The sequence below is a fragment of the Thermotoga sp. genome, assembly GCF_021162145.1.
In the GTDB taxonomy this organism is placed as follows: Bacteria; Thermotogota; Thermotogae; order Thermotogales; family Thermotogaceae; genus Thermotoga.
Genome location: NZ_JAGGZH010000115.1, coordinates 1 through 5,251 on the forward strand (window position 1 = coordinate 1; position 5,251 = coordinate 5,251).

General features: G+C 41.5%; 5 protein-coding genes. All 5 read right to left on the minus strand.

Annotated features, from left to right (window positions below; genetic code table 11):
- Window positions 1-946, minus strand: a 946-nt coding sequence (locus J7K79_RS07160; protein ID WP_296906888.1) for an ABC transporter substrate-binding protein, incomplete at its 3' end; no start/stop codon positions are given.
- A 237-nt stretch (window positions 947-1,183) separates the two neighbouring features.
- Window positions 1,184-2,020, minus strand: a complete 837-nt coding sequence (locus J7K79_RS07165) for a carbohydrate ABC transporter permease (RefSeq protein ID WP_296906890.1) — start codon at window positions 2,018-2,020, stop codon at window positions 1,184-1,186.
- The gene (locus J7K79_RS07170) at window positions 2,017-2,898 is read right to left on the minus strand and encodes a carbohydrate ABC transporter permease (protein WP_296906892.1); all 882 of its coding nucleotides are present in this window, start codon (window positions 2,896-2,898) and stop codon (window positions 2,017-2,019) included. The genes J7K79_RS07165 and J7K79_RS07170 overlap by 4 nt, the downstream gene beginning before the upstream one ends.
- A gap of 82 nt (window positions 2,899-2,980) precedes the next feature.
- The gene (locus J7K79_RS07175; RefSeq protein ID WP_296906894.1) at window positions 2,981-4,207 is read right to left on the minus strand and encodes an ABC transporter substrate-binding protein; all 1,227 of its coding nucleotides are present in this window, start codon (window positions 4,205-4,207) and stop codon (window positions 2,981-2,983) included.
- A gap of 146 nt (window positions 4,208-4,353) precedes the next feature.
- Window positions 4,354-5,251: LacI family DNA-binding transcriptional regulator (locus J7K79_RS07180; RefSeq protein ID WP_296906896.1), on the minus strand; the 898-nt coding region annotated here is incomplete at its 5' end.

Genomic DNA, 5,251 nt, shown 5'->3' on the forward strand with positions numbered 1-5,251 from the left:
CCCATCTAACATCTTTAATGTTGTAAGGATAAACCATATGGTTGAAACCGGGGCCTCTGGTAGAGATGTCTCTAGGATCAATGTAGGGCCATGTTTCCCTGTAACTCCGCGTGGTTTTGCTCGCCCTCAGTAGTGTGATGAGCTGCTCGGCAGTGCCCTGGAGAACATCCAGTTCGTGCCTTAGCATAGCCATGGTGTTCTTTTCAGCGGTACCGTAGTTGATGAAGAGGACATATTCAGGTATGGGTTCGCCGAAGAGTTGTCCAGTAACTGTTCTCTGCCAGTCTTTTCTCTTCTCCCAGAGCACCCAGTATCCCGCTGGATCGTAATCCTTCAGAATGTATGGTCCCAGACTTACGGGTGGATTGAAATCATAAGAAGCAATATCTTCCACCTTCTCGAAAATATGCTTTGGCATAGGCCTTAGAGCGCCCCATCTTTCAACAAAGTAAGCATGAAATCTGCTGTTTGGTCTCTTGAGTTCTACCACTACTGTGTACCTATCCAGTGCATAGACATCTTTTACATCTTGCATTGGACCGTGGTAGTCCAACTCAGGCGTGTCCCTTACTGTTTTGATCGTGAATACGACGTCGTCCGCTGTGAACTCAACACCATCACTCCAATAAATCCCTTTCCTGAGCTTTATCGTGAGCTTGGTGAAGTCTTCATTGTACATTGGAGGTTCAGCTGCAAGAGCGTTGATAATGCCTCCTTCTTCAGGATTGGGGTTGATGGTCCATAAAGGTTCTGTGACGAACTGGTGCAAGCCACAGTTTTGTGCGCGCCATCCTGCCCAGAGATTCCAATTCCCTGGAACAGGGAGTGGTGCAAACAGAAAAGGCAGAATTAACGTTTTCTCCCTGGGTACACCAGGCGGCAGAGTTTGCCCTAACAGCGACGCAATGGATAGGGCCAAAAAGAGGAGCACCAAAAATTTCCGCATGACAATCCCCCCTCCTCTAGAATCATGTAAATGATACCGTGAACGTTTAGGTAAGATCAAGAAAAGAAAAAGGAAGGTTTCGGACAATAATCAACTGTAAACCTCAATAAATACGTGTAAAAACCCTTTATCACAAATATCTGCCACTCTTAACCTCAAGCTCCATATCGAGTATTGCGTGCTTTTTCTTTTCTGGGGTTTTCCGCGTAGTAACAAACTTTCCTCTCCATGTAACCTTTAACCTTTTACACTTCCCAGTGTTAAGCCCTCTATGAAATACCTCTGGAAAATCAAAAAAACAACTATTGGTACTAATGCAGCGAGATTTGCTCCAGCAGCTATCACATTCCAGCTTGTAACCCACTCTCCTTGAAGAGTAGTCAGACCAAGAGTTATTGGTTTTAAACTGTCGCTCTGTATGAGAACTAGTGACCACAGGTAGTCGTTCCATATCCAGGTAAACTCAAGAATTCCAAGAGCAGCCAAGGCGGGTAGTATCAAAGGCATCATGATTTTTCTGTAAATCAAAAAATCACCAGCTCCGTCAATTCTCGCTGCTTCAAAAAGACTTCTTGGTATGGTGATCATGAAATTTCTCAAGAAAAAGGTACAGAAACCCGTTTGAAATGCAATGTGGAAAAGAATTACTCCCCAGTAAGTATCGTAAAGTCCTGTGTTAACTGAAAATCTGTAAACGGGTATCATCAACATCTGAAAAGGTATTAGCATCCCAGAGACAAACATTATCAAGAGAGGCTTTCGCAATTTAAATTCATACCAGGATAACGCAAAAGCACTTAAACTAGATACAAACAATGCTCCTAATACGGACAGGCTTGTTATTATAAATGTATTAATAAAGTACCTTTTCATATTGGCTTCTTTCCAGGCTATAACATAATTTTCAAAGGTTGGCTTTTTGGGAGGCCTCCACCATTTGATTCCTAACATCACTTCATCCATTGTTTTAAGCGATGTGAATATCGATATAATGAAAGGAAGCATCCACATAATTACCAGAATAATGGACAGAGAGTAAAAAACGATGGCTTTCAACATTTTCCTTTTATTCATGTTACTTCTTCCTCCCTTTTTAGCGTGTAGAGCAAGTAAACGATGATGAAACCTAGTGTTATAAGAAACTGTATCGTAGCAATGGCTGAACCATAACCCATTTGATAATTATGAAACGATTGAATGTACATGTAATTGGCCAGAACACTTGATGAATAGAAAGGTCCTCCGCGGGTCATAACGTAGACAATGTCGAATGCCCTCAGAGAATCTATAATGTTTACCGTTATGGCTATTACCATAGCCGGTCTTAAAGCAGGAAGAATTACGTACCAAAATCTTTGCCATGCATTGGCCCCATCAACGTATGCTGCTTCAACTAACTCAGTGGAGACATTTTTCAGACCAGCAAGGAAAAGCACCATGGCATAGGCAATTTGTCTCCACAGCGCAGCCATTATGAGAGCATAAGTTACAACCTCCGGATCGCTCAACCAGGGCTTTGCAAGATTACCAAGGCCTATAGCTCTTAAAAATTCGTTTAAAACGCCACTTCTAGGTTCAAGAATCCATGACCATATCTGCCCTATGACAACAAAAGACAAAGTCATTGGAAGATAAATAAGAGTTTTGAAGACTTTGTTTCCAGGAAATTTTTGATCCAAAAGCATTGCCATTCCCAATCCTGCGGGAATAGCAACAACCACAAAAAACACAAGCCATTTTATGTTGTTTTTAAGAGAAAGCCAGAAGTAAAAATCAGAAAAAAGTCTTGTGTAGTTCTTCCATCCTATGAAATTAAATCTGGCACTGACACCATCCCAGTCTGTAAAACTCAAGATTATGGTCTGTATTATAGGAAAAATCACCCAGATAAAGTAAAGCGTCAATGGAATAGCTAAGAAGAGGTATGGAACCCACCATCTTTTTGACAACACGGAGATATTCCTCCTTTTTTTAAGCAATTGTGAGAATTTTTTTGCTAAGAGAAAGAAAGGGAGGCAAATCGCCTCCCTGGAATCATTTTCCAAATATTCTCTGTCTTTCTCTCTCGAGATTTTCAAGTATCTGATCGAGTCTTTGAGGATAGATCATAAACTCAACAAAGCCATTCATACCAGCTGTTGCCATTTCTGGATTTGTATCTCTGTCGTAAAATTGAGCCACACCATTGGATTCAAGTATCATCTTCAACCCCTTTGCGGCATGTTCATCCGACGGTTCCACGTTCTTGTTTGCTGCAAGTCTCCCAAGTTTCTTAGCAAAGTATTCTTGGACGTCTTTCTCAGCAATGAATTTGAGGAAAACCTTTGCGCCTTTCTTGTTCTTAGCCCTTGCAGGTATCATAAACCCATCTATTGGGGTCTCTTCATATAAACCAATTTCTGGATTTATAACGGGAAATCTGAAGAAATCAAGATCGTCCTTTACAGCATTAGGTGCAACATCTTTTATGAATTGTCCTATAAGATACATTCCAGCTTCTCCTCTGAAAAGAAACGCAGCTGCTTCCTGCCAAGTGTAGGAGGAATGATTTTCGAGGAAGAACCCTTTGTCGACTAATTCCTTCCAGTATTTGAACACTTCCTTAACTCTTGGATCGGTGTATGGAATTTCTCCAGCAGTGAGTTTCATATGGAAGTCCAGGCCGTTTATTCTGAGATCTAGATAATCAAACCATCCTGCTGCCGGCCAGAGATACTTGGTTCCGATAGTAATAGGAGTTATACCGTTCTCTTTTAGCGTTTCACAAACCTTTATAAATTCTTCCCACGTTTTTGGAGGGGTAATACCATATTTTTCAAAGATTGATTTTCTGTAGTACACACCCCACCAATACCAACTTTGAGGAACAAAGTAGATCTTTCCATTGTACTCACAGGCACTTCTGAAAGAGGAAGGAAAATAGTCCTCGAAAGTTTTAGGAGCAAAGATATCATCCACAGGTTCGAGAAGACCTTTGCTGGCAAAATACCTCATTCTTTCACCAGCAAACCATGTGACAACATCGGGAGCTTCATCGGAATTCAACCAGGTTCTAAGAAGAGTTTTGAAATCTTCATGCGGGAACGTATTTACAACAACATCATATTCTGGATATTTCTCCTCAAACATTTTCACCAATTCCGTAAAAACGATCCTTGGCTTTGGATCAGACATGTAGGAGTTCACGACTATCTTTTCTTTAGCAGCAGCAACGACACCCAGGATAACCAACACCAGAACCATCAAAAACCGGAATTTCATAGTACCAACCTCCCTAGCAAGAGATTGGTTTGGTGTTGCTATGTAAATGATACCGTGAACGTTTAGGTAAGATCAAGAAGAAAAAAAAGAAGGTTTCGGACAATAATCAACTGTAAACCTCAATAAATACGTGTAAAAACCCTTTATCACAAATACCTGCTACTTTCTCTCACCACAAGCTCCACATCGAGTATGACACGTTTTCTCCTTTTCCTTCTACCACTCATCTTTTGTACAAGCATCCTAAACGCCTCAAAACCCATTTCGAACTTCTTTATCCTCACCGTCGTTAGAGAAGGACACACAAACGAAGAATAAATGATATCATCGTAACCGACCACCGCAACATCCTCCGGAATACTGTATCCGTGCTCTTTCAATGCCTTCATCGCTCCGAAAGCGAGCAGATCGTTGTAGCAGAAAACCGCATCGAAATGGAGCTCCTTCCCAATCGCTTCATTCACCGCCTGATAGCCACTCTCTATATCGATGTCTGTCACGATCACCATTTCTTCCCTGAAAGGTATGCCATACTCTTCTAACGCCTTTTTGTATCCTTCAAGTCTCATGTATGCAGCAGATTTGAAAAGATATCCGCTGATCATCAGTATGTTTTTTCTTCCACGATTGATGAGATGCTTTGTTGCCAGATACCCCCCTTTCACCTCGTCGCTGTGGATTTCGTCCACTTCCAGCTCTTCAAAATGCCTTCCTACAATGACAAAAGGAACTTTCCTTTCGATCAGTTTCTCTATATCATCCGTTCTGTCCTGAACGGGTGTTATGAGAAGACCATCGACTCTTCTTTGAAGAAGAACATCGATCGCTTTTTCTTCGTTCTCGTAGATTCTCTCTGTGTTCATGAGCATTATTTGATATCCATATTTCCTCGAAGCAGCTTCTATTCCCTTAAGTACCTCTGCGTAAAAGGGATTGGCGCTGTCTGCTATGATGACACCCACAATGTTCGTACGTTTGCTCCTCAAAGAAGAAGCCGTTGCATTCTTCACGTATCCGAGTTCTTTCGCTATTTTTAGTATTTTC